The organism is Brucella rhizosphaerae (genome assembly GCF_002252475.1).
In the GTDB taxonomy this organism is placed as follows: domain Bacteria; phylum Pseudomonadota; class Alphaproteobacteria; order Rhizobiales; family Rhizobiaceae; genus Brucella; species Brucella rhizosphaerae.
Genome location: NZ_NNRK01000029.1, coordinates 356,538 through 381,180 on the forward strand (window position 1 = coordinate 356,538; position 24,643 = coordinate 381,180).

Genomic DNA, 24,643 nt, shown 5'->3' on the forward strand with positions numbered 1-24,643 from the left:
ACCTTGTTCAGTAGAACCACTACACCAGTGCATAATCCGACCAGAGTGAAACGCGATCCAATAAAAAACCCGGCTTTCGCCGGGCTTTTCCTAGTAGATATTCGACCCGGATTATTTGCCGTGGAAGCCACGGATCGCACCGATAATCTTGTCCTGATCTTCTTCCGACAGATACGGATGCATTGGCAGGCTCAGAATACGTGCAGGCAGAGCTTCCGAAACAGGCAGGCCACCTGGTGCAATCGGATAGTGCTTATAAGCTGTCTGCAGATGCAGAGGCTTCACGTAGTAGATAACCGATGGAACACCCGCCGCCTGAAGGTGAGCCTTCAGGCCATCGCGGTTTTCGCTTTCAATTGAGTACTGGGCCCAGGCCGAACGATTGCCCGCAGGCAGGCCCGGAACCTTGACCACATCCTTGAGCAGCTCATTGTAGCGCTTGGCAATACGGTCACGCGCTTCCATCTCGTCTTCCAGGATCGCAAGCTTTTCCAGAAGGATTGCTGCCTGAATCGTGTCGAGACGCGAATTGAGACCGATGCGAACATTGTCGTATTGAGTTTCGCCCTTACCGTGAAACAGCACAGAGCGCAGCGTGTCGGCGAGTTCAGCATCGTTGGTGAACATGGCGCCACCATCGCCATAGCAGCCCAGCGGCTTGGCAGGATAGAAGCTTGTCGCACCGACATGACCGAAAGCGCCGCACATGACGTTATCGCGCTTGCCACCGATTGACTGAGCTGCATCTTCAATCACGAACAGACCTTCGCGATCCGCAACTGCGCTAATACGGTTGTAATCGGCAGCAAGGCCGAACAGATCAACTGGAATGATTGCCTTTGGCTCAAGACGGCCTTCCTTGCGAATGGCTGCTATAGCGGCTTCCAGCTGCTCGATATTCATGTTGTAGGTGTCGGCATCGACATCGACGAAAACCGGCTCCGCACCAACAAGTGCGACCACTTCGGCAGTCGCGGCAAATGTGAACGACGGAACGAAGACTGCATGGCCTGGGCCAATGCCGCGCGCCATCAATGGCATCTGCAGGGCGTCGGTGCCGTTGGCGCAGGCGATCACGTGTTCAACGCCGAGATATTCACCGAGCTTCTTTTCGAACTCAGCCACTTCAGGGCCCAAAATGTAACGGCCTTCCGCAACAACCTTGGAAACGGCGGCATTAAGACGGTCTTCGATACGCGCGCGCTGCGCTCCAAGATCAATAAACTGCATGTTGGCTCCAATTTATCTGGTTCGCCCCACTGAACAGACGAATCCACGGCAACCTGTTTATTCGTTCACGCCCCGCCCTGCCATGGGTGGAGCGTTCAAAGTTTTACTGACTTCGTAACACCGCTTGACAGAAACTTTCGTCACAAGCGGATTACCTGGAATGAGTTACCGAACCTTCGGTCAGAATACGCAGAACGCTGATTGCTTCCCTGCCATCGGTACGCGGCGTTTCGCGCGTTTCGATGCAATGCAGGAAGTGCTGCAATTCGCGTGTTAGCGGCATTCCTTCTTCAACCGGGATATAGACCGGATCGACCGATTTGAAAGCCCACTGATCATTCTCGCGCCATACTTCGTGCTTGTAGAAGGCGAGCTTGCGATCCCACGGTTCAGCATCATCGAAAACCAGCATGCCCTTGGTTCCAGTCACACTCAGCCGGCGCTCGCGATATGAATTCAGTCTGGAGGCAAAAAGATGCCCGCGAATACCGCTTGGGAATTCGAGATGCACATGAGCGAAATCGCTGATCTTATCGATAACAGCTGTACCCTCGCCACGAACAGATGAAGGTTCTTCGCCAGTAATAGCAAGAATCATCGAAAGATCGTGCGGCGCCAGATCCCAGAGTGCATCGAACTTGTCGTGGAACTTGCCGAAGCCGACACGGTGCGAATGCACATAGCGAATATCGCCAAGTTCACCGCTTTTGACCATTTCGAGCAGCTTTTCAAAAGCTGGATGAAAACGGAGAATGTGCCCGACCATGAAGATACGGCCATTTGCGCGTGCGGCTTCAACTTCCGCTTCGGCATCCGCTACTTCAAGCGCAATCGGCTTTTCAACCAGAACGTCCTTGCCGTTCTTCACCGCTTCGATCGCATATTGCGCATGATACTGCGCAGGCAGCGCCAGAACGATGCCATCAATGTCGGGATGCGTGAAGAGTTCATCGACGGGAATATTGGGGACACTGAACTCGGAGGCGAATCGTTCCGCATTCTCCGGGTTGGCGTCAGATACACCCTGAAGCACACCGAGGCTCTTCAAGGTACGAATATGGTTGCCGCCCCAATAGCCACAACCCAAAACCGCAATACGAGGTGCCATAAAACTAAGCCTTTGCTTTCCGCTAGTTACTTATCTACGCAAATCATGGAAAACAAGACGAAAGCTATGCGAAGAGTGCTTGACAGGGTTTCATTCCCCACATATACCGCCGCCATTCCTTGCATGAACACAGTTCAGGAAAACGCTGGAGACGGCGCCGAAACTGTTTCACTGCAACGCGTGTGGCGGAGTAGCTCAGTAGGTTAGAGCAGAGGAATCATAATCCTTGTGTCGGCGGTTCGAATCCGTCCTCCGCTACCATCACTTCACTGTGAAGTAGCTTTTACTCCCACAACATTGCGCAAATTCTTTATCACGCTTTTCTCGCGCAGGCGGCGGCTTCCTTCAAACCGATATTGTCACGCAGATTGTGATAATTCGGCGGAAAAGCATCATGGGTCACCAGATGCACCGCGTGTCCATTCAGATTGAGCAGCTCAACAAAGCGCCGTTGCAGAGAAAATGGCGCAACCCGATCTCTTGGATTTCCAATGACAATGATCGAGCGATGCGAATCCTGCGCTATCCCACTTATATGCTCAAGCGGATCATAGGGCGAAGTAAGACCGGTCGTGTCCCGTCCCGGACGTTGTTTAACACCGGCTTCGGCACGCAAGATCTGCGCGCGCTCCAGAAGACCAAAGGCACCGGATGTCAGAACAGCACAGGAAACGTCTTTTCGCCCGAGCGTCAGAATCGCTGCTGCAGCCGTTGCGCCCCCACTATGCCCCATCAGCACGAATCTTTTGATGCCGTATCGTTTCTGGATGGCATCAAGCGCTGCATTGAGTGCCAGAAACTCCGCTGCCTGTCGTCGTCGCAAATGATTGCCACTTGAACCAAAAGTTCCAGGCCGTGCCAGTACGATCACCGGCAGGCCGATGGCCTGAGCGGTTCTATCCGCGCGGTTCTTTTGCGCCTCAGCGGTATTATCGGGAATATCAGCGGGTTTGCGCCTCACCCAGCCTTCTGTATCTCCGCGCAGAAGGACCACTGCGACAGGAGCATCTTTGAGAGCGCCTGCGGGGAAAAAGCGGATGCAATCCTGTCCGGCAGTATATTCAGCCCAGACTGCATCGTCCGTCTGCTCACAGATCGCGAAATCTGGCTTTGAGCTCCACTGTAACTGCTCTGCTTTTGCATTGAGACAGATGAACAGGATCATAAACAAGCCAAGCGAGAAAACCCGCCCTGACCCAGACCAACATTTCCTGCTGCCTATGATGCGCATGACAGAAACCCTTGAGCGCATCCCGAAAAGTGTGAAACGGTTTGCGGAATGCGCGTTAAAACTAACAGTTAGAGCCCAGATTTGGTTCAATCGAACTGAAGTGCCCTAGCGTTCACGCAGAGCTTCGCTCGCTCTGTTCAGTGGCTTGATGAGATAGTCGAGAACCGTCTTGCTGCCCGTGTGAATATCAACAGTTGCGACCATACCCGGCACGATGGGAAAGCGTTCTTCGTGCTTGTTCAGAAGCGCATCAGTGTCGGTCTTGATGAACACACGATAATAGTAATTTTCAGGTTTTGCCTCGTCCTGGATTGTGTCGGCGGAAATGCTGACAACCTTACCTTTGAGACCGCCATAGATTGAATAATCATAGGCAGTGATTTTGACGGTCGCCGGCTGATCAGGATGAATATACGCAATATCTCTCGGTGATATGCGCGTCTCTATAAGCAACTGTTCATCCAGTGGGACGATAACCATCAACTTGCCATTTGGAGGCACAACACCCCCGATTGTCGAGACTTCGATATTCTTGACGATACCGCGAACCGGAGAACGCAGGGTCAGTCGCGCAAGCGCGTCCGAACGCCCCCGAACAACAGACGAAAGCGAATCCACGTCCGCATTTGCTTTTGCCAATTCTTCGCGTGCTTTCACTATATAATCGGACTTTATCTCAGTTTCCTTGAGCTGCAATTCGACCAGCTGTCGTTTCAGCCGGATAACTTCGACATTACTGGCAGCACCCATCTTGCTCAGAGACTGGCTGATGTTGAGTTCATCCTGCACAAGTTGCTTGGATTCAGTTATCCATGACAAAGCATCCTTGAGACTGCGCTTACGGGCCTCGAAAAGCTGTATTTCAGCGGCCTTCAACAAGGAAAATGAGTTGAGCTCGGCAGGGAATTCGAGATCCGTCTGGCCAACTTCGGCTTTGAGGCGGGCTGAGCTGGCCAAAGCAGCTCGATATTTTGCAGCACTTTCCTGCACGTTCGATTCAGTTACTGTCGGATCGAGTTGCGCCAGTATCTGACCCGGTTCAACGACATCGTCCTGTCGCACCATGAGTTTTGCCACAACGCCGCCTTCGAGCGACTGAATGACCTGTTCCTGGGAAGTTGGCACAACCTTGCCTGTGCCGTTTGATACCTCGGCAAGCAAAGCCCAATAAGACCAACCCACCAAAACGATAAAGAAAACGAAGACAAGCCGGACAAAACGCTTCTTCTTTTTAAGCTGAAGCCCCTGCTCGCTTCCGTTTACCCAGGCACCAAAGTCTCCGCCAATGGCCGCCATACTGCATCCCTCCGGATTACGCCTGTTTCGGTGTCTCTACTTTGCTCATCCCCAGCAGGCTCTGCAAACCACGCTCCTTGCTGTCATCAAGCGCCACCTGCCCGTTTTCGATCACAATCAGACGGTGCACGAGCTCAAGCACACGCATTCGATGCGTCGCTATGATAACGGTTCGCCCGACGCTCCATTTCGCAAACTGTGCGATGAAGTGGCGCTCTGTTGCTTCGTCCATTGTCGATGTCGGTTCATCAAGCAGTACAACCGATGGATCGCGGATCAGAAGGCGCGCCAGCAAGATCGCTTGTTTTTGACCACCGGAAAGCCCCCCGCCACCTTCCTGAACAAGATGCTCCAATCCTTTGGGCAAACGGCGCACAAAGCTGTCTGCGCCCACCATAGCGAGGACACGCTGGATCTCCGCATCTGAAGCATCAGGCGCACCCATAGTGATATTCTCCCGCAACGAGCCGAAGAACAGACGCGAATTCTGTGTCAGCAACCCGACATCGCGGCGCACATCAGCCGGATCGATCTGTGGAAGTGCCAGATCGTCAAGCAGCACCTCGCCTTCGGTTGCATCAAGCAGGCCCGAAAGAGCCAGCAGCAGCGTGGATTTACCAGCACCATTGCGACCAAGCACAGCAATGCGATCGCCATGCTTGATCTTCAAATCCTTAATCAAAAGAACCGGAAGCGAATTTTCGTCGCCATACCGGAAAAGTGCATCTTTCAGCCGATACGAACCGTCGATTTTCGGGCAGTGAATACGAGTTTCACTATCGGGGTGATCGACCGGCATTTTCATGAGCTGATCAAGGCCCTTCTTGGCAATACGGGCATGTTGCAAGCGCCCCATAATCTGAGACAACTGCCCCATCGGCGCCAACATACGTGAACCGAGAATAGATGCGCCCACCAGCGCGCCCGTGGTCATATCCCCTGAAATGATCAGCGGCGCACCCACAAACACAGTGAGAGCATAAACGCCGCCTTGCACATTCTGTGTCCAGACGCTGAGGCTATTGGTCAGCGCACGAAGCCTGATCTGAGCTTCGCCCGTAACGGCATTGAAATGATTCCATTGCTGCTGAAAACGATCTTCAGCCTGTAGGCCCTTGATATCTTCAAGGCCTTGCACAGTTTCAACCAGCATTGCGTTACGCAGAGATGCTTCGCGCATGGCCTCGTTGGCGTATACCCTCAAGCGCCGCTGCAGGAACAATCCCGGCAGAATAAGCAAAACCAATGCGCCAAGCGGGATGAAGACCATCCAGCCGACCAACGCTGAATAAATAACGAGAAACAGGAAGAAGAACGGAAGATCGGCCAGTGCCGAAACTGTTGTCGACGTCAGCAATTCGCGCACCTGATCGACATCACGCAATTGCGCAATAAACGATCCCGTCGATGTTGGCCTTGCCCGGTTGCGCACGCGCAAAGCATGGCCAAATACCACATCGGACATCTGCAAATCGCTTTGCTTGCCCAGCATGTCGATGATGCCCATTCTTGCCCGGCGCATCATGAAATCAAAAAATATTGCCAGCAGAACCCCGCTGAACAATACATAAAGCGTATTGAAGGACTGTGCCGGAACAACGCGGTCATAGACCTGCATTGAGAAAAGAACACCCGCCAAACCCAACGTGTTCGCTATCAGCGATGCGATCAGCACATGTCCGTAGGAGCTGATATCGCGAAACACGATCCGTCGAAGCCAGTTCTCTTCATAGGGTTTGATGTAAGCATCAACACGCGCATCCGGTACCGTTTTCGATGGCCGGGCGAGAACAACCCGCTCAGTCTCGGCAAGAAGATCGTTCAGCGCAAACGGCTGTTCCAAGCCCTCTTCGCCACTCAGCCAGACGCTCGCCTGCCCATCTTTGGACAGTGTGTGAACCACCGCGAGTTGCTTATCTTTAAACATCAAAACAAAAGGCAGATGCCAGGTTGAGAGACTTATTTTGGCGGGGTCAACCAACCTGACGCCAAGTCCCATATGACGGGCCATTGCACGAATTTTTGCATTGTCATCAATGTTCAGATCCGCAGCTGCCGCGAGCTTCGTACCCTGCACCGACATCGGCATGCGGTAATGCTTGGCAATAAGTTGCAGAGCTTCCAGCCAATCTTCAACATTGAAACTGGAAGCTGCGTCGGAGCCCAGCTGTTCACCAGTCAGGCCAAGCTCAAGCAACGGATCCACGATAGGAGGGTTTTCGCCACGCTTCATTGATTGCTCCCGCCTCCTCGCAATGCTGATGCCTGAAGACCAAAACCCTGGCGCATCTTGCCCGAGCTATAGAGGCAATTCAGATTAAGCCGTCTGATATCGTGCACTGTATTGGCTGTCTGAAAACGCGCTTCGTGCAGCTCCTGCTCTGCATTGAGCAGATCAAGCAAAGTTCGCGTGCCCAGTTCCACATATTGTTCCCGATAGAGATCGCGTGTCTTGACCATCATTTCGGCGCGCAATTCCAAAGACAACATGAGCCGGCTCAATGTGCCGATCTGGCTACGCGCTTCCATGAGACTGCGCTCCATATCGATACGCGCGGTGAGAATTGCCGCTTCAGCGGATTGCAGCCCATAGGTGGCAGCGCGTTTGCGTGCACTTGTCTGGCCACCATTATAAAGGCTCGAGGAGACATTCACGCCAACGGAATATTCCGGCTGACGATCATTGCTCGACGTATTATCGCGGGAAGCATTCAGGTCATAACCGGTTGTCGCTTCAAGTGACACGGTCGGAAAAGCGTCAGCTTTGCTTGCTGCCAATTGGGCGGCAGCTTCTTCTTTCTCAGCCTTGGCCTGCAGCATTGCCGGAACGTCTTCCCAATCGGGAGCCGCAACATTACACGCCTTGCCAAGCCATGCAGGAACATCGGAACTGGGATTTGCAGAGCCACCGCCAATCAGTGTGGAAAGGGCGACCTGCCAGCGATTGAGTTCGGACTGATATTGCAGTTGGGTTGCGAGAGCCGATTCCACACGCGCGTCCGCCTGCACTTTGTCGGACATAGTGCTTGCACCTTTATCCGTTCTTTCGGTGACCAACCCGGCTATGCGCTTGACGCCGTCAACCTGCTCCTGCGCGAAAGCAGAGAGCTTGCGATATCTCTGCACTTCCACCACTGCATTGGCCGTGTCCCGTGACAGATTATCGACTGCAAGAAGCAGGCGCGCCTGATTAATGTCCTTGCCTGCCCGCTCCGCATCTACAGCACTTGAAACCTTGCCGAAGTCATAGAGCAATTGGGAGGCAGAGACATTGAATTGCGGGCGCCAGCCTTCGCGATTGGTGCTTTGATAGCCCGAATTTACACCCGCGTTGAGTTTTGGATAATAGCCAGCCTGTGCAGCACGGATGCGTTCATCGGCCTGATAAATCCGGCCGGAAGCTTCATCAACAACCGGATGCCACCCGACGGCCCGCCGGACCGCTGTTTCCATTGTCAGGGAACCACGGTCCGGCGACTTGGGAGGGAGTGCACTTGTCACGTTTGCCCTGTCAACGGCAGGAACGGGGGCGGAACCCGCCATTGACAGGGGCCGTGAGGCCTCGGTTTTCTTTGACTGGGAAAGCGTGTCCGTAGTCAAAGCAAGATTGTTTGCAGACATTTGGCACGCAGCCAAAAGGCATGAAGTAAAGGATATGGCCGCGAAACGTCTAAAAACTAGGAATTTTCGCATTTATTTTCCATTATGACCGGCATATTACCGGTGATCTGTCATCTGAGCCCCCGCCGCTGAGAAAATCAGCGGCGAAGGATTGAAGCTGGAAGATCAGACCGTATGCGTCGGATTGTTGAGCTCATCCTCCTGCGTGAGCGGGTTCGGCACCAGATGAGCAAGCGGATCGTCAACTGCGATCGTCTCATCGGTGGTGACCACTGGCGTTTCCGCACTAGCCTCCGTGTTCGCCGTGGTCTCAGTCGTCACACTGCCATCGTCCGATGTTTGATCATCATTGAACGGCAGGGTGACATCGCCGTTGCCATCGTCGAGCATGAGTGCTTCGGTCAGATTATGCTCGCCCGTAGGTTGTCCACTATCCGTATCTGTGTGATCTGGATTGTCACTTAGCGGCACAACATCGCTTGAGCTTGCAGTTGTCAGCTCATCCACCGGCTGAGTGGTATCGTCGTTCTGATGATCAGGCGAAGCATCGTCACTCTGGCTGTTGTCAGCTGCATGATGATCCGTCTCTTTATCTGTCGTCGTATGATCATCGGCTGCTGCAACATCATTTGCATGATGATCTGCAACCACCGCATCATCAACGATGTCCTCAGAAGCGGCCATCCTCGCAACAACAACGCCATCCTGCAGCCCTACAGTAAGCTCAGCCGTCGTTTCGTGACCATTCGGCAACACGATCTTGTAGGTGAAGCTTTCACTGGCTTCGCGATCTGCGTAACTCAGGTTGGCATGCGGCTGATACTTGTATTCGCCGTTGCTGTAGATCGTGAGATCGCCATGCACACCCTGAATGACCGTCCCGGCAGAACTAACCGTTACGAACCCACCAGAACCCTGAATCTGCAATTTAGCACTCAGCGGCAAGGTTCCGTCATTCTCGAACAGATTGCCTTCAACACCTGGATTGCTCTGGATCACATGTTGATCCGTATGAGTGACGTTGACATCCGTCACTGTGCTGACTGTTCCAAGCAAACCGGTAAGCGTCGTTTGAATGCGATACTGACCTGCTGGTAGGTTGAGACTATCTAAATCGATGGTCCTCACCGGTCCGAGAAGACCGACCACCATAGTGAAGGGTGCTCGTGTGCCAGCAACATCCACCCACGTACCGCCAACTAACTGCTGGACGGCAACCGTACCATTTGCGGCTGCAGCCACCGTGACCGAAACGACTACCGTTCCCGTAGCATCCATATTGTTACCGATGGTAAACGTATTACCATTGGCTGTCTGCTGGATGCCCAGAGCTGCAAGCAGACCCTGTGTCTGATTAAAGAAATTATTGTCAGTCGGATTTATCCACACGACCCCAGATGTCGCTGCATCGTCAGTTGCCACGAAGTCATAGGTTGCCGGCTCGGAGAAGTTTTCTTCATTCCAGACAAGTCCCTGACCATCACTATCAATCCGAATGTTCAGGTTGGCAGTCGTATCGGTATTACTGATCGGGTCGTGCAATGTGTAAGTGAACACATCGACCTGACCAATGGCCGAGATATCGCTGTTCGGTGTGTAGCTATATGTACCATCCTGATGGATGGTCAAAGTACCATACTGCCCGACGATGGTTGTTCCCTGTGGTGTATCAAGCACCTCAGTCGGGACACCATTTACGGAAACGCTGGTGACGGTATGACCATTTTCGATCGCAGTACCGTCATTATCCAGAACATTGCCCTGAATGGTTTCTACGGTAACGCCACTTGGTTCCTGATAATTCAGGTCTTCGCCCTGAACACCGAGATTCCCAGCCAAGCCCACATTCGCGAGACCATTGACCGCAACGAATGCTCGATAGGTGCCTTCCCCAAATGTAGCTTCCGCTGTCGCGCGATTGCCCAAAAGGTTCAACGTCAGAAATGTGGCATCACCGCTACCTTCAACGGCTGCCCAAGTGCCATCAGGCATTAGTTTCTGGACAATGATAGAAGTTCCAGCAGCCAGATCCAATCCAAGCAGCTGAGAATAATCAAATGTCAGGGTTTGCTGGTGACCTTGCTGCACCTGGAACCCAACAGCGTCGACACTGAGTACCCGCAGATCAAGCCCAACGAGGCCGAGCAGAAGAAGATACGACGCATTGCCGTGATTAACGTCCGTTTCCGTCGGCTGGATCGTTACCTTTGCTGATACATCGTCATCGACTGCATCTGCGTCAGCATCGGCATCCGCGTCAGCGTCAGCGTCAGCGTCGGCATCTGCGTCAGCATCCGCGTCGGCATCAGCATCCGCGTCGGCATCCGCATCAGCGTCGGCGTCGGCATCTGCGTCAGCGTCAGCGTCAGCATCAGCATCAGCGTCGGCATCCGCATCAGCATCTGCGTCGGCATCAGCGTCGGCGTCGGCATCCGCATCGGCGTCAGCATCAGCATCGGCATCCGCATCTGCGTCGGCATCAGCATCAGCATCCGCGTCGGCGTCAGCATCAGCATCCGCGTCGGCGTCGGCATCTGCGTCAGCATCAGCGTCAGCATCTGCGTCGGCATCGGCGTCGGCATCAGCATCCGCATCGGCATCGGCATCGGCATCAGCATCCGCGTCGGCATCAGCATCTGCATCTGCATCGGCATCGGCATCGGCATCGGCGTCAGCATCCGCATCCGCGTCAGCATCTGCGTCGGCATCCGCGTCGGCGTCAGCATCCGCATCTGCGTCAGCATCAGCGTCGGCATCTGCATCTGCGTCGCCATCATCAATAATAGGAGCAGTCACAGAGCCAGGACCCGACTCGTTTTCTGCAGCATCAGTGAGAGTAACTGAGAGTTGCTGCCCCTCGCCCTGTGACGGATCAAGAGTGACTGTGAAGTTGCCGTCTTCACCAACGACACCTTCGCCGATAATATTTCCGTCGGGATCTCGTACAATCACCTTTGTACCCGGCTCACCCTTACCGGAAAGCTCCGTCCCATCTGCGCTCACGACAAGATCAGTCGGTGCACCGGGTGCGAGCGTATCTGGCAAAGTGGCCGGAGCTTCAGGAGAAGCGTTACCGGCCCCGTCCGTCAACGTAACCTTGACATCCTGCCCATTGCTTGCTGGCAGCGTAAACGTGGCGGTGCCTGCACCCGAGAGAACAACCGTACCAATGACATCACCGGCAGCGTTGTAAATCTTTGCCGTCGAGTTCGGCTCGCCCGTTATCGTGAGCGTGCGACCGTCCTCACCCACATCAACCGTCGGTGCGCCGGGTGCGAGCGTATCTGGCAAAGTAGCAGGTGTTTCGGAAGACTCGTTTCCTGATCCGTCAGTCAGCGTAACCTTGACATCCTGCCCATTGCTTGCAGGCAGTGTGAATGTAGCGGTGCCTGCACCCGAGAGAACAACCGTACCAATGACATCACCGGCAGCATTGTAGATTTTAGCGGTTGAATTGGGCTCGCCTTTGATCGTGAGAGTGCGACCATCTTCTCCAATCGTTACGTTTGGAGCATTCGGTGCTTCAGTATCGGCGTCTGCGTCGGCATCCGCATCGGAATCCGCATCCGCATCATTATCATCGCCGCCACCAGAAGCTGCACCAATTGCAGCACCCAGAGCCCCCAAACCAGCAAGGCCCAATAGAATTGGGCCCAGATCACCACCGCCGCCGGCGAGTTGGTCAACAGATTGTATTTCTGAGAAATTGAAATCGGTAAGACCATCACTGTGATTACCGGCCCACAACTTGCCGTTTTCATCCTGAAGGACAAGGTCATTGTCCTGACCATCCTGATAATGCGTATAAAAATGAACAATTCGAATTGTTTCGCCGTTGTGTAGTCGAATAAGGAGATCGTCACCGATTTTCTGGTATTCAGCAATTGCATTAGGATTAAGCGATATTTTTACAACGCTTGGCCCCGACAAAATGATGTCATTACCAGCAACGGTGCGAGAACTGCCACTCGCCTTATTCGTTACAACTGCAACCATGACTCTCTCCTCAATCCGAAACTGAGCTTCGAGGGTCGATGTGAAACAGAACAAAGGCTATTGAGACTGCACTGTTTTATGGCTGGAATATTGATTCAAATATGAACTAAATATTAAATACAAACTGGCCTAGCCGAGAAGTATAAAACTTCTCGAAAAAAATAATGCCAAAAACCTGCATTTCACAATAGTTGCTGAAACCACCCCTCAAAGACGATAACTACCCGTTTCAAAATTTCGTTATCAGAAGAAGTTTGTCTATGCTGATATTGACGCCTTTTGTACGATAAATACAAAAGCTACTAATTAAGTTGTTTATTTTTAACAGACTATCGTTGGGCTTTTTTTCTGAATGATGCTGGACTTGTACCTATAATTCGTCCGAAAAACCGAGTGAGGTGAACCTGATCCGCAAATCCGCACTCATGAGCGATCTCAGCAATGGGCATTTGCGTTTCAACCAACAGATCTCGCGCCTTCTCCACACGTCGCCGTATTATATATTGATGTAGAGTTACATTCGTCGCTCGCTTGAATAATCGAGCAAACTGCGCCGCCCCGACACCTGCTGTATTCGCAAGCCTGTCTATAACGATACGGCGATGCAGATTCTGCTCAATATAATCGAATGTCTTCTGAATAGTCGAAAGAGAAAGCCCTACTTCAGAATTCAGATCACCGGAGGTCAGCGTAGAATATTTCGAGAGTACCCGCGCCACAAGAACGCGCGCTATGTATTGCACTTCTATAGAAGAAAAACGCCCTCCAGAATACAATATATCCTTGATAGAACTTATAGTCTGACCAAGAAATTCGTCAAATATAGATAAACTATAGTCAAGCCTGAAAAGACTGTTACTGACAGATGAGAACTCTATAAATATATCATCCATCAATTTCTTGGAAATGTATATATTTATGATTTCCGCATTGCTATTTATGGATACTTTTACTGATTCGTCAGGAGGGATTATAATTATCGATCCCGGCTGTAAATATAGTTCCGACAGCTCATCCCCAATCTGCCAGGTTCCCTGCAAATGGCCGTCAAGAACCATGGCAACCAGTAGCGAGTCCACAGGCTTGAATGTCGACCTGAACGGCTGAAGCCGTGCGGTGTAGGCGTATAAATTCTTCCAACCCTGGCTGGAGCTGGTCCTAATGACTTCAATCGCGTCAACATTTTCTACGTCGTGGAATGCAACCAAATTCCCCTCAGTATTCGGCATATACCCTCCATAGTTATCGATACTTTGGATCATGACAAGCTAGTAATAATATAAAAAAAATCAAATGCGTTCCCTACCAATTGTGTGAATATCTTTAAAATTAATCGATAATATAATCCTGGAAATTAATTCCAGCCCATAATTCGATGTAGTTTGATATTTAGCGCGTTCTAAAATACAATAAATGGATATATTTTACACGATCGGTTATTTTTTTCTATTTCACAGTTTCATTCGGACAAAAGAAAAACTTAGTCTTCAAGTCATGGATATATGCAAAATACCCGTTGCACGGGTAGAAAATTAGCTACGCAGCAATAATTCCATGGTTATTTGGGGCTGGAAAAAGCCAAGCTTCACGGTCTTTGAATGCCAAGCTCTAACCTCATTTATCAGGGTATACATACTCACCGTTGCTACTCGCGCAGACCCCTTGGATCAGGAAGGCAGTTTTTTCGCGATCCGCATGAAGCCGCTCTTTATGAGAAACTATGGCAACGTCGGTTTGTTAGAAAACGGGGATCGGATTTGGAATGGAGACGTGCGTAAAACCGGATAGCGCGCGCTTCGACATCATCATGCGGCAATGCTTCACTGGGTAGAGCAACTCTGCGAGACTATATCAGGAACGAGAGCCCTCCCTCGGCGCAACGTAAACCGGCAAGAGAGAATGACCCTTCTTATCAATCAGCCTCATCCATCCATAGACAGAGCGTCCATCGACAGATTGGTCAGCACTTTTTATGGGAGAGCACGCGAAGATGACATCATCGGTCCCGTCTTTACAAAAGCGGTCGAGGATTGGGACCATCACATTGAACGCATCAGCGAATTCTGGTCATCCGTCATTCTGAAAACAGGCCGTTACGATGGCCGCCCGATGCCACCGCATCTTCGCCTGGGCCTCAAAAACGAACACTTCGATCGTTGGCTGCAATTGTTTGAACAGACGGCTCGCGATATTTTCCCGCCTGAAGGTGCAATCATTTTTATTGATCGCGCCCGACGCATCGCCGACAGTTTTGAAATGGCGATAGCCACGCATTCCGGGCAGATCGCAGCACCGCGCCATTCGCGCAAGCCGCTATAAAAGAAAACGCCTGCCTCTGATAACAGAGACAGGCGGTTCAATCGTTATCAATGCACGTCTTATTGGGAACCCGCTCCGATCATGCAGCAGGTTTGGTCTTCTCTGCCTGAAGATGCTGTTTGTGACGCAGCAACATTCCATAAAGATCGCGCGGCTCATCCGGATCAGCCAGCAGGTCGAGCTGCTCGTAGAAGCCAGTATCCTGCAGCTTGTCACGAACGTAACGCAGGGCGGAGAAATCTTCAGTCGCAAAGCCAACCGAATCGAACAATGTGATCTGGCGGGCGTCCTTGCGACCTTCAGTCTTGCCGGTAATAACTTCCCACAATTCATTGACCGGATAGTCTTCCGGCAACTGCTGAATTTCACCTTCGATGCGGGTCTGTGGTGGATATTCGACAAAAATATCCGAACGACGCAGAATATCGCCATGCAATTCCGTCTTGCCGGGGCAGTCGCCACCAACGGCATTGATATGGACGCCTGCGCCAACCATGTTGTCGGTCAGAATCGTGGCATTCAGCTTGTCTGCGGTAACGGTCGTGATGATTTCCGCACCCTCGACAACTTCCTCGACGTCCTTGCAGATCATAATATCGAAACCCGCACCTTCGAGATTACGTGCGCACTTCTCTGAAGCACTACGATCAATGTCGTAAAGACGCAGCTTGTCGACGCCCAGTATCGCCTTGAACGCCATTGCCTGAAATTCGCTCTGCGCGCCATTACCGATGATCGCCATGGTGCGAGCATTCTTTGGCGCGAGATGCTTGGCGGCAACCGCTGATGTTGCAGCCGTGCGCAACGCGGTCAGGATTGTCATTTCGGTCAGAAGCATCGGATAGCCGTTGCCAACGTCCGACAAAACGCCAAATGCGGTTACCGTCTGCAAACCGTCACGCGTATTTTTTGGATGACCATTCACATATTTGAAGCCGTAGAGTGTGCCGTCGCTTGTTGGCATCAGCTCAATCACGCCTTCATCAGAGTGCGACGCGACGCGTGGCGTCTTGTCAAAGCTTTCCCAGCGACGGAAATCTTCTTCCACATAGTCGGCGAGTTCCTTCAGAAAGGTCTCAACGCCAATGGAAAGAACCAGCTTCATCATGTGATCGACACTGACGAAAGGAACGATATTGAGGTTAGGTTGCGTCATCATTACTCCTAAAGCGCATCCCGAAAAGTGCGAAACGGTTTTCGGAACAAGATGCGCGTAAAAACGAAGAGATAGAACATCCCGCGGCCTGACGATTGCATCTGGCCGCAGGATGCAGTCTCGTGGATCAATAATTGATAGTCGGACGATCCATAACGCTGCGGCCAAGCAAGCTGGCCATCAGATCAACCATCACTGTCGCAGTGCGCCCGCGCTCGTCGAGGAACGGGTTGAGTTCCACCAGATCAAGGCTCGTCACCAACTCGCTGTCGTGCAGCATTTCCATAATGAGATGCGCTTCGCGGAAGGTTGCTCCACCCGGAACAGTCGTTCCCACGGCAGGCGCAATCGAGGGCTCAAGGAAATCGACATCAAGGCTGACATGCAGAAGGCCGTTTTCTTCCTTCACGCGCTGAAGGAACCGGCGCAAAAGTGCTGCTACGCCATGCTCATCGATCAGGCGCATGTCATAGACAGCCACGCCCGTCTGCTTGATCGCGGCCCGTTCTGCCGGATCAACACTGCGAATACCCATCATGCAGACATTGTCCGGGTCGATTGCTGCTGCCAGCGGCGGGAAATATCCGTCAAAGCCCTTCTGGCCTGTGTAGTATGCAACAGGCGTGCCATGCAGATTACCACTGTCAGTTGTTTCGAGTGTGTGAAAATCCGTATGGGCATCAAGCCAGAGCACAAACTGCTTGCGGTTTAGTTCGGCTGCACGTCGCGCAATACCCGGAACGGTACCTGCAGCAAGAAGGTGGTCGCCACCGAGGAAAATCGGAAACCCTTCCGCACTTTCACGATAAGCTGCTTCGCTGATCGCTTCGATCCAGGCAACCGCTTGCGGGAGTGCTTTGATCGCAGGATTGGGATGGCTCAATGGACGAAGTTCAGCAGGTACCAGATTGCCAAGATCGGTGAATTCGTGCCCGAGTTCACGAATGGCTTCTGCAATGCCCGCCGCCCGATAACCATCAGGGCCCATATTGCAGCCCAGACGACCAGTGCCTTCCTGAACAGGCAATCCCAAAATCTTGCAATGCATAAAGTGCTACTCCTGAGAAATTATTAGATAAGGTTGACCATTTACCCTTGGCGATGTGAACCATACGGATTGGCAAATTTATCGATTTGCTTTATCAAAATGGCAGATTTATATTTCAAATTGGAGAAATCATGGACGAGCTGGATGAAAAGCTGATCACCGTCCTGCGCCATAATGGCCGTCGCAGCATCTCGGATGTCGCTATCGATCTTGGCGTTTCCCGCGCAACGGTGCGCGCGCGCATGGAGCGACTGGAACGCTCTGGCGACATTATCGGCTATACCGTCATCCTGCGCTCAGATGCCGTTGACCTGCCGGTTCGCGGCATCATGATGATCGAAATCGAAGGGCATGTTGCCGACCGAGTGGTGAAATCCCTGGGTGGTTTTTCGGAAATATCCGCCATCCACACCACGAATGGCCGTTTCGACCTGGTGGTTGAGCTGGGTGCAGCAACGCTCACAGATTTCGATGCTGTTTTGCGCCGGATCCGACTGGTGCCGGGCATCAAGGCCAGCGAAACCAATCTTCTGCTTGCGACACCCCGCTCAACGCGAGCAAGGCTCTAAAACTGTTTCGGTCAATATACGCTTTTAAAAAAACCAGAAAACAAAGGCCGGAGAACACTCCGGCCTTCTTTATTCTTATGCTCAGGCGAGGATCGGATAATCCGTATAGCCTTTGGCACCACCGCCATACATGTTCTGCTGATCAAGCTCGTTAAGTGGGGAATTGTCCTGCAAACGACGAACAAGATCAGGGTTCGAGATGAATGGCTTGCCAAAGGCAACCACGTCAGCACGTCCGCTTTCGATCTCTTCTTCCGCCAGCTCACGATCATAGCCATTATTGACCATCCAGGCAGCCTGACCGCCTGCATCGCGATAAACCTGCTTGAGACGCGCGTAGTCAAATGGCTGCGGACCCTGTTGGAAATCACGTGGACCGCCAGTCGCACCTTCGATGATATGGATGTAAGCAAGACCATAATCGGCAAGCTTTTCGATCACATAATCAAACAGTGGCTGTGGATCCGGGTCCGAAGCATCATTTGCCGGTGTCACTGGTGAAAGACGAATGCCCACCTTGCCCGGCGCAACCGACTTGGTGATTGCGTCAACCACTTCAAAAAGGAAGCGTGCGCGATTTTCGATGGAGCCGCCATATTCGTCGGTGCGGTGATTGCTGCCTGAACGCAAAAACTGATCAATCAGATAACCGTTTGCTGCGTGGATTTCGACACCATCAAAACCGGCAACTTCTACCGCATCCTTGGCAGCCTTGGCGTAGGTCGCAACGATTTCCGGCAATTCGCTCTTTTCAAGCGCGCGTGGCTCGGACGTTGGCGCAAACTCTCCGGTGCCATCATCATGCACGAGATAAGTCTTCGACTTTGCTGTGATGGCCGAAGGCGCAACGGGCTTACCGCCATTGGGCTGCAAAGTGTCGTGCGAAATACGACCCACATGCCACATCTGAACGACAATCTTGCCGCCAGCACTGTGCACCGCATCTGTCACACGCTTCCAGCCAGCAAGCTGTTCAGGCGAATAAAGGCCGGGAACATCGGCATAGCCCTGGCCCTGATGGCTGATCGGTGTTGCCTCGGTGATGATAAGACCTGCGCTCGCACGCTGCTCATAGTAGGTAACGTTGAGATCGTTTGGCACTGCCTTTGGCGAGCGATTGCGCGTCAGGGGCGCCATAACTATACGGTTGGCAAGCTTCAAATCGCCAATGGTGACGGGATCAAACAATGTGGCCATAGATGCATTTCCTTCAAATTGGAAAGATTGGGCGAATTGGAAAAGTTGGTCAAAGATCGGACAGCGACTTAAGCAGGCTTGCAATAGCCTCCTCGTCGCGTTTGTAGAACGTCCATTGACCGACACGGTGGGGCGAGATCAGCCCCGCTTTTGTCAGCACGGACAAATGGGCAGAAACGGTGGACTGGGAGAGGCCACACCGTTCAAACTGACCGGCACACACACCCATCTCCAGAGGCATGTGTTGAGCGGAGAAATGCTTCTCCGGCTGTTTGAGCCAGCTTAAAATTTCGAGACGAACGGGATGAGCGAGCGCCTTGAGAATTTCGTCCAAAGGCATAGCTAATTCTATGGTTTGAACGTTCGACATCATGATCACCTCGCTAATCTTCGTTCATATCGTCATTTCACGATATATGTATCGCTTGTATTCGATTTAAAAAGAGGCGAACTCTTCACATGCGCGTGAACACGATCAAGCTTTCCCAGCAAAAGTGCGAAGCGGTTTCGCGTTGGATAATGCGTCAAACAAATGGTCGGAGCCGTTCCAACGATTCAATCTTAACTGGAACCGCTCTAATAGCTGCTTTTCTGTGGAACATCATTTCGGCCTTGATTGCGCCGAACGGGCATCTGACTATGTTCGCTGCAAATATTTGAGATTGGAATGTATATGGCCGACGACATAAAGCGCATTGCCGGGATTATCGCAGCGGAAATCAATGCAAGACCGGAGCAGGCTATTGCCGCCATCGGCCTGCTTGACGAGGGCTCGACCGTGCCATTCGTCGCCCGCTACCGCAAGGAAGTCACGGGCGGACTTGATGACACGCAATTGCGCCAGCTCTCCGAGCGCCTCGGCTATTTGCGTGAACTCGAAGCACGTCGCAGCTCTATTCTGGAATCGATCCGCGGGCAGAACAAACTGACGCCTGAGCTGGAACTGAAAATTGCCGGCGTTGCCACCAAGGCGGAGCTTGAAGACCTTTATCTCCCCTATAAGCCCAAGCGCCGCACGCGTGCAGAAATCGCCCGCGAACGTGGCCTTGGTCCACTCGCTGAAACAATCCTCTCTAATCGCAGCCTTGTACCTGCTGATATCGCCGCACAATATGTGGTCGGCGAAGTCACGGACGTCAAAGCAGCGCTTGATGGTGCACGCGACATCGTTGCTGAAGGCTTTGCAGAGAACGCCGAACTCATTGGTAACTTGCGTAACTACATGAAAGACCGAGCTGTTCTGCGCTCACGTGTGGTTGATAAAAAGCAGGAAGCGGGCGCTAAATTCTCTGACTACTTTGATCATTTCGAACGCTGGACGAATGTTGCGGGCCACCGTGCCCTTGCCATGCTACGCGGCCGCAATGAAGATTTCCTGTCACTTGATATCGAAGTCGATGCCGACGACACTTCGCCTGTGAAACCTGTCGAACGCAAGATTGCCGCCGCCTATAATGTTGGATCAACACTGCCCGGTGATCGTTGGCTGATGGAAGTCGCAGGTTGGGCCTGGCGCGTCAAACTGTCTCTTTCTCTATCACTTGATCTCATGCGGGATCTTCGTGAGCGCGCAGAAGAAGAAGCAATCAACGTGTTCGCCCGAAACCTCAAAGACCTGCTGCTTGCAGCGCCTGCCGGTTCGCGCGCCACAATGGGGCTTGATCCGGGCATCCGCACCGGCGTCAAGGTCGCGATTGTCGATGATACCGGCAAGTTGCTCGACACCACGACCGTCTACCCCTTCCCGCCAAAGAACGATGTGCGCGGTACACAGGCAGCACTGGCAAGCCTTATCCGCAAACACAAAATCGAACTGATCGCTATCGGTAACGGAACAGGTAGCCGCGAAACTGAACGCCTCGTCATCGACATGCTTACCGATATGCCGGCACCAAAGCCGCTGAAAGTCATTGTTTCGGAAGCAGGCGCATCAGTCTATTCGGCATCAGAAGCAGCTGCTGCTGAATTCCCACAACTCGACGTGTCGCTCCGTGGTGCCGTTTCCATCGCCCGCCGCTTGCAGGACCCATTGGCAGAACTCGTCAAGATCGAGCCAAAATCCATCGGTGTCGGCCAATATCAGCACGATGTCGACCAGATCCGCCTTGCACGCGCGCTGGATGCTGTGGTGGAAGATGCGGTGAATGCCGTTGGTGTTGACCTCAACATGGCATCTGCACCTCTGCTCGCACGCGTATCCGGGCTCGGACAGTCCTTGGCCGAAGCTATCGTTGCCCACCGCGATGAAGCGGGCGCTTTCAAAAGCCGCAAGGAACTTCTGAAAGTCGCGCGACTTGGCAATCGTACTTTCGAGCAATGCGCGGGCTTCCTGCGCATTCCGAATGGTACGGAGCCGCTTGATGCCTCATCCGTTCACCCTGAAGCCTACGGCGTTGCCAAGAAAATCGTGTCCGCCTGTGGCCGCGATGTACGCAGCCTTATGGGAGATAGCGCAGCACTTAAGGCGCTTGATCCACGCGTTTTCGTTGACGAGCGTTTTGGTCTGCCGACCGTGCGTGACATCATTGCCGAACTTGAAAAACCAGGTCGCGATCCGCGTCCGGGCTTTAAGACCGCGACCTTTGCCGACGGCATTGACGACATCAAGGATTTGAAACCTGGCATGTTGCTGGAAGGCACTGTGACAAATGTTGCGGCCTTTGGCGCTTTCGTCGATATCGGTGTACATCAGGATGGTCTTGTCCATGTCTCACAACTGGCCGACCGTTTCGTCAAAGACCCGCATGAAGTGGTCAAGGCTGGCGATGTGGTGAAGGTCCGCGTTACAGAAGTAGATGTGCCGCGCAAGCGCATCGGCCTCACAATGCGCAAGGATGGTGGCGAAGCTACCGGGCGTAAAGATGGCGGAGAAGCACCTGCCCCTCGCGCGCCATCGAGCCGCGATCAACGGCCTGCTCAGAATGGAACCAAAAACTTCGCCCAGCAGCGCAAGCAGGAACAGCCTTCAACAGGAGGTTTCGGAGCTGCATTGCTGGAAGCGATGAAAAAGAAGTAAGAAAAAGGGCGATTTAAAAAGCCGCCCTTTTTACATTCAGATCTTATTGCCAATCGGAAAACCGGTTGAGACTTTTCTCACTGGCATCTCGTCGGTGGGGATAATCCAGCCATCGCGGATGGCGACGCGTACTTCGTCGCCCTCTTCAAGGCGTACAGGATCACGCACTTCAAAATGCAGCTGGATGTCCGGCTTTGCGATCGCATGAGCTTCAATGCGTGAACCTCCGCCGCGATAAACCGAACGTTTGACCCGAACCGGAATGCCGCCGGTTTCAGTCAACTGCAAGTCTTCTGCCCGGACACAGAGCTTCGCGTTCGCACGTGGCACTTCAATACCAGAGCACCGCACCTGAGCGCGGCTTCCCAGTGCCAACACCTCGCAATGCCCACGCTCGGCGAACGAAAGCACCTCCCCAGGCAGGACCATGCCATGGGCGATAAAGGACGCGACCATTTCGCTTGCCGGTTCTTCATAAAGTTTGCGTGGCGTGTCAAACTGTTGAAGCTTGCCCTGATCAAGCACCGCGATACGATCAGCGAGCGCCATGGCCTCAGCCTGATCGTGAGTGATGTAGATAATCGTCGTACCCGTGCGCTTATGGAATGCCGCAAACTCATCTTCCATCGAAGCGCGCAAGTGCACATCGAGATTGGCCAGCGGCTCATCGAACAGCACGAGCGATGGCGCAGCCACCAGACATCGGGCAAGGGCCACACGCTGTCGCTGACCGCCGGACAAATTAGCCGGGCGGCGATCCCCGAACCCGTCAAGATCGACGAGCGCCAAGGCTTCCTTGACGCGATGTTCACGTTCCGCTTTCGCAACCTTTGCCACGCGCAGGCTATAGCCGACATTCTCGGCAACCGTCATATGCGGCCATAGCGCGTAATTCTGGAAGACGATACCTATCTGCCGTTTTTCCGGTGGCACACTGCCCCCTTTGGAGCCATCAACATGCGAGACGCGCTTTTCGCCGATATGAATTTCACCGCCATCCAGCTCTTCAAAGCCCGCAATCATGCGCAAAAGTGTGGTCTTGCCACAGCCCGAAGGCCCAAGAATGGCGACAAACTCCCCATCCTTCACGTCCAACGACACTTCGGATAAGGCTTGGAAGTCATTAAAGGTTTTGGAAACCTGATCAATTTTCAGTCGCGCCATGGCAGCACTCCATTTGGAAGACGTCGCGCAAACAGATTGGTTGCAAGCATCAGTATGAATGTTACCGCAACAGCCAAAATGGAAATGGCTGCTGCATAAGCAGAATCCCCGGCTTGCTCAAACGAGAACATGACCACGCCCAACGTCTCTGATCCGGACGCCCACAAAAGCGCCGAAACTGTCAGTTCGCAAAAAGCGGTCATGAAGATGAGCACGCCACCTGCAAGCGTAGCCGGAGCCACCAGCGGAAATATAATGGTTCTCAGGCGATAGAAAAGCCCAGCCCCTGCAATTCGTGCCGCCTCTTCCAGTGCTCGGTCTATCTGGTGAAGCCCGGCAACCGTTGGCCGCAAAGCCAGAACGAAGAAGCGCGCAAGATAGGCAAACAGGATGATCCAGATCGTGTTGTAAAGACCGACGCCAACCACCGGCAACGGCTTCAGGAACAACAACAAGCAAGCGATGGCCAGCACTACACCCGGCAATGCATAAGGCATCTCAGCTGCAAAATTAAGGATCGGCGTCCAGCGTCGCTTGCGCCATACCAGCATATAGGCAAGTGGCACAGCCAGCAGAACTGCAAACAAGGCCGCAGCCAGAGAGAGCATTATACTATTGGCAAATGCCCGCGCAGCACCGCCATGTTCAAGCAGCACAAAACGGAAGTTTTCGGACGTTGCAGTCGCAAATGTCAGCGGCACGCCGTAAGCAGGAACAAGAGCCGACAGCGTGAGCCCGATTAGCGGCAGAAACAGCACAATAATAATAAGCAGCCACGCGGCAATTTCCGCCAGCAACCGCCAACGACCCAGCATAAAGGGTGCGGCTGGCAGAGATGTCGAAACAATGCGGAAATCACGGCGGCGCGACGCATAATCCTGCGCGGCAATACCTGCCATGGCAATCAGTCCGATCAGCACAGAAAGCACTGCAACGCTCGAAAGCACGGCTGGCCCACCACCTGCAAGTCGCTGATAAATCAGCGTCGGCAGGACCAGATAATTCGATGGAATGCCTAAAAACGCGGGAATGCCGAAATTGCCAACACAAGAGACAAAGGCCAATGCGGCTGCACCAATGATTGAAGGTGTCATCAGTGGCAGAATGATCGTGCGCAGGACCATCCATTTGCTGGCACCGGCACTTAAGCCCGCTTCGACCAGCTCACGCGGCAGCTTGCGCAAGCCTGCCCGCACGATCAGGAAGACCAGCGGCCCGTATTGTACGCCTAGCAGAAAGATAATGCCCCAGACCGAATAGAGTGGATTGCGGCTACCGAGCGGCGGAGCCATACCGATGACTTTAAGAAGCTGGCTTGATGGCCCAAACAATTGCAGCCACGCCAATGCAGTGACCTGAGGGGCAATGAGCAGCGGTGTGACATAGAAAAGGACGAAGACGTTGCGCCCGCGCATATTGGTGAGACCGACAAGCAATGCGGCTGCAATACCGAAGATGAGCGCCAGCAAGGTGCCGCCAATGCCGATCTGCAAGGAGTGCCAGGTCGCAACCCATGTCGACTGGTTGCCGAGTGTCTCGATCAGCACGGACGCAGATAACCTGCCCTGCGGTGCGACAAGCTCAATGAGCAAGCGTGCCATCGGCAAAAGCGATAGCAGCGCCACAATCAGGGTTATTCCAACGATCAGGGCCGCATCACGGCCCTGAATATCTCGAAACATACGCATAAAA

The 24,643-nt window shown here is 53.0% G+C and carries 17 protein-coding genes and 1 tRNA gene; 4 read left to right on the top strand and 14 right to left on the bottom strand.

Annotated features, from left to right (window positions below):
- Positions 1 to 111: 111 nt before the first annotated feature.
- Positions 112 to 1,230, bottom strand: a complete 1,119-nt coding sequence (locus CEV32_RS14455; RefSeq protein WP_094577790.1) for a DegT/DnrJ/EryC1/StrS family aminotransferase — start codon at positions 1,228 to 1,230, stop codon at positions 112 to 114.
- 151 nt (positions 1,231 to 1,381) lie between these two features.
- A complete protein-coding gene (locus tag CEV32_RS14460) occupies positions 1,382 to 2,338 on the bottom strand; it encodes a Gfo/Idh/MocA family protein (RefSeq protein WP_094577791.1) in 957 nt (318 codons plus the stop codon).
- Positions 2,339 to 2,522: 184 nt separating this feature from the next.
- Between CEV32_RS14460 and CEV32_RS14465 the strand changes: the two genes are divergently transcribed.
- A tRNA-Met gene (locus tag CEV32_RS14465) sits at positions 2,523 to 2,599 on the top strand.
- Positions 2,600 to 2,651: 52 nt separating this feature from the next.
- Here CEV32_RS14465 and CEV32_RS14470 read toward each other — a convergent pair.
- From CEV32_RS14470 to CEV32_RS14495, 6 genes are all read right to left on the bottom strand, one after another.
- Complete coding sequence (locus CEV32_RS14470; protein ID WP_235818827.1) at positions 2,652 to 3,503, bottom strand: alpha/beta hydrolase family protein; 852 nt, start codon at positions 3,501 to 3,503, stop codon at positions 2,652 to 2,654.
- Between the two features lie 171 nt (positions 3,504 to 3,674).
- Positions 3,675 to 4,865 carry an HlyD family type I secretion periplasmic adaptor subunit gene (locus CEV32_RS14475; protein WP_094577793.1) on the bottom strand — a complete coding sequence of 397 codons (1,191 nt, stop codon included), beginning with the start codon at positions 4,863 to 4,865 and terminating at the stop codon, positions 3,675 to 3,677.
- A 16-nt stretch (positions 4,866 to 4,881) separates the two neighbouring features.
- On the bottom strand, positions 4,882 to 7,098 hold the full coding sequence (locus tag CEV32_RS14480) for a type I secretion system permease/ATPase (protein WP_094577794.1): 2,217 nt from the start codon (positions 7,096 to 7,098) through the stop codon (positions 4,882 to 4,884).
- Positions 7,095 to 8,318 (bottom strand): TolC family outer membrane protein, encoded by a 1,224-nt coding sequence (locus CEV32_RS14485; protein ID WP_235818828.1) that lies wholly within the window; start codon positions 8,316 to 8,318, stop codon positions 7,095 to 7,097. The genes CEV32_RS14480 and CEV32_RS14485 overlap by 4 nt, the downstream gene beginning before the upstream one ends.
- A gap of 333 nt (positions 8,319 to 8,651) precedes the next feature.
- A complete protein-coding gene (locus CEV32_RS23465) occupies positions 8,652 to 12,482 on the bottom strand; it encodes a BapA/Bap/LapF family large adhesin (RefSeq protein WP_143128830.1) in 3,831 nt (1,276 codons plus the stop codon).
- Positions 12,483 to 12,811: 329 nt separating this feature from the next.
- Positions 12,812 to 13,711 carry a helix-turn-helix domain-containing protein gene (locus CEV32_RS14495; RefSeq protein ID WP_094577897.1) on the bottom strand — a complete coding sequence of 300 codons (900 nt, stop codon included), beginning with the start codon at positions 13,709 to 13,711 and terminating at the stop codon, positions 12,812 to 12,814.
- Between the two features lie 670 nt (positions 13,712 to 14,381).
- On the opposite strand from CEV32_RS14495, the gene CEV32_RS14505 reads away from it, so the two are divergent.
- Positions 14,382 to 14,801: a group III truncated hemoglobin gene (locus CEV32_RS14505; protein WP_094577797.1), complete on the top strand. Its 420-nt coding sequence runs from the start codon at positions 14,382 to 14,384 to the stop codon at positions 14,799 to 14,801.
- 79 nt (positions 14,802 to 14,880) lie between these two features.
- On the opposite strand, the gene CEV32_RS14510 is transcribed toward CEV32_RS14505, so the two are convergent.
- Positions 14,881 to 15,957, bottom strand: coding sequence for an ornithine cyclodeaminase (locus CEV32_RS14510; RefSeq protein WP_094577798.1), 1,077 nt, complete (start codon positions 15,955 to 15,957; stop codon positions 14,881 to 14,883).
- A gap of 127 nt (positions 15,958 to 16,084) precedes the next feature.
- On the bottom strand, positions 16,085 to 17,005 hold the full coding sequence (rocF, locus tag CEV32_RS14515) for an arginase (RefSeq protein WP_094577799.1): 921 nt from the start codon (positions 17,003 to 17,005) through the stop codon (positions 16,085 to 16,087).
- A gap of 131 nt (positions 17,006 to 17,136) precedes the next feature.
- Here rocF and CEV32_RS14520 point away from each other — a divergent pair, with 131 nt between their 5' ends.
- Entirely contained in the window at positions 17,137 to 17,574 is a 438-nt protein-coding gene (locus CEV32_RS14520) for an Lrp/AsnC family transcriptional regulator (RefSeq protein ID WP_094577800.1), read from the top strand.
- Between the two features lie 81 nt (positions 17,575 to 17,655).
- Here the strand turns inward: CEV32_RS14520 and CEV32_RS14525 are convergent, their stop codons facing one another.
- On the bottom strand, positions 17,656 to 18,771 hold the full coding sequence (locus CEV32_RS14525; RefSeq protein WP_094577801.1) for an alkene reductase: 1,116 nt from the start codon (positions 18,769 to 18,771) through the stop codon (positions 17,656 to 17,658).
- Positions 18,772 to 18,820: 49 nt separating this feature from the next.
- Complete coding sequence (locus CEV32_RS14530) at positions 18,821 to 19,141, bottom strand: ArsR/SmtB family transcription factor (RefSeq protein ID WP_094577898.1); 321 nt, start codon at positions 19,139 to 19,141, stop codon at positions 18,821 to 18,823.
- Positions 19,142 to 19,444: 303 nt separating this feature from the next.
- Between CEV32_RS14530 and CEV32_RS14540 the strand changes: the two genes are divergently transcribed.
- Positions 19,445 to 21,787: a Tex family protein gene (locus tag CEV32_RS14540; RefSeq protein WP_094577899.1), complete on the top strand. Its 2,343-nt coding sequence runs from the start codon at positions 19,445 to 19,447 to the stop codon at positions 21,785 to 21,787.
- Between the two features lie 36 nt (positions 21,788 to 21,823).
- Here CEV32_RS14540 and CEV32_RS14545 read toward each other — a convergent pair whose 3' ends face one another.
- Positions 21,824 to 22,951 (bottom strand): ABC transporter ATP-binding protein, encoded by a 1,128-nt coding sequence (locus CEV32_RS14545; RefSeq protein ID WP_094577803.1) that lies wholly within the window; start codon positions 22,949 to 22,951, stop codon positions 21,824 to 21,826.
- Complete coding sequence (locus CEV32_RS14550) at positions 22,939 to 24,639, bottom strand: ABC transporter permease (RefSeq protein WP_094577804.1); 1,701 nt, start codon at positions 24,637 to 24,639, stop codon at positions 22,939 to 22,941. The genes CEV32_RS14545 and CEV32_RS14550 overlap by 13 nt, the downstream gene beginning before the upstream one ends.
- Positions 24,640 to 24,643 lie beyond the last annotated feature (4 nt).

What these genes read in the sequence shown, in the direction of transcription:
- CEV32_RS14455 (WP_094577790.1), bottom strand. Translation starts at nt 1,230, where the DNA reads ATGCAGTTTATTGATCTTGGAGCGCAGCGCGCGCGTATCGAAGACCGT.
- CEV32_RS14460 (WP_094577791.1), bottom strand. Translation starts at nt 2,338, where the DNA reads ATGGCACCTCGTATTGCGGTTTTGGGTTGTGGCTATTGGGGCGGCAAC.
- CEV32_RS14470 (WP_235818827.1), bottom strand. Translation starts at nt 3,503, where the DNA reads ATGATCCTGTTCATCTGTCTCAATGCAAAAGCAGAGCAGTTACAGTGG.
- CEV32_RS14475 (WP_094577793.1), bottom strand. Translation starts at nt 4,865, where the DNA reads ATGGCGGCCATTGGCGGAGACTTTGGTGCCTGGGTAAACGGAAGCGAG.
- CEV32_RS14480 (WP_094577794.1), bottom strand. Translation starts at nt 7,098, where the DNA reads ATGAAGCGTGGCGAAAACCCTCCTATCGTGGATCCGTTGCTTGAGCTT.
- CEV32_RS14485 (WP_235818828.1), bottom strand. Translation starts at nt 8,318, where the DNA reads ATGGAAACAGCGGTCCGGCGGGCCGTCGGGTGGCATCCGGTTGTTGAT.
- CEV32_RS23465 (WP_143128830.1), bottom strand. Translation starts at nt 12,482, where the DNA reads ATGGTTGCAGTTGTAACGAATAAGGCGAGTGGCAGTTCTCGCACCGTT.
- CEV32_RS14495 (WP_094577897.1), bottom strand. Translation starts at nt 13,711, where the DNA reads ATGCCGAATACTGAGGGGAATTTGGTTGCATTCCACGACGTAGAAAAT.
- CEV32_RS14505 (WP_094577797.1), top strand. Translation starts at nt 14,382, where the DNA reads ATGACCCTTCTTATCAATCAGCCTCATCCATCCATAGACAGAGCGTCC.
- CEV32_RS14510 (WP_094577798.1), bottom strand. Translation starts at nt 15,957, where the DNA reads ATGACGCAACCTAACCTCAATATCGTTCCTTTCGTCAGTGTCGATCAC.
- rocF (WP_094577799.1), bottom strand. Translation starts at nt 17,005, where the DNA reads ATGCATTGCAAGATTTTGGGATTGCCTGTTCAGGAAGGCACTGGTCGT.
- CEV32_RS14520 (WP_094577800.1), top strand. Translation starts at nt 17,137, where the DNA reads ATGGACGAGCTGGATGAAAAGCTGATCACCGTCCTGCGCCATAATGGC.
- CEV32_RS14525 (WP_094577801.1), bottom strand. Translation starts at nt 18,771, where the DNA reads ATGGCCACATTGTTTGATCCCGTCACCATTGGCGATTTGAAGCTTGCC.
- CEV32_RS14530 (WP_094577898.1), bottom strand. Translation starts at nt 19,141, where the DNA reads ATGTCGAACGTTCAAACCATAGAATTAGCTATGCCTTTGGACGAAATT.
- CEV32_RS14540 (WP_094577899.1), top strand. Translation starts at nt 19,445, where the DNA reads ATGGCCGACGACATAAAGCGCATTGCCGGGATTATCGCAGCGGAAATC.
- CEV32_RS14545 (WP_094577803.1), bottom strand. Translation starts at nt 22,951, where the DNA reads ATGGCGCGACTGAAAATTGATCAGGTTTCCAAAACCTTTAATGACTTC.
- CEV32_RS14550 (WP_094577804.1), bottom strand. Translation starts at nt 24,639, where the DNA reads ATGCGTATGTTTCGAGATATTCAGGGCCGTGATGCGGCCCTGATCGTT.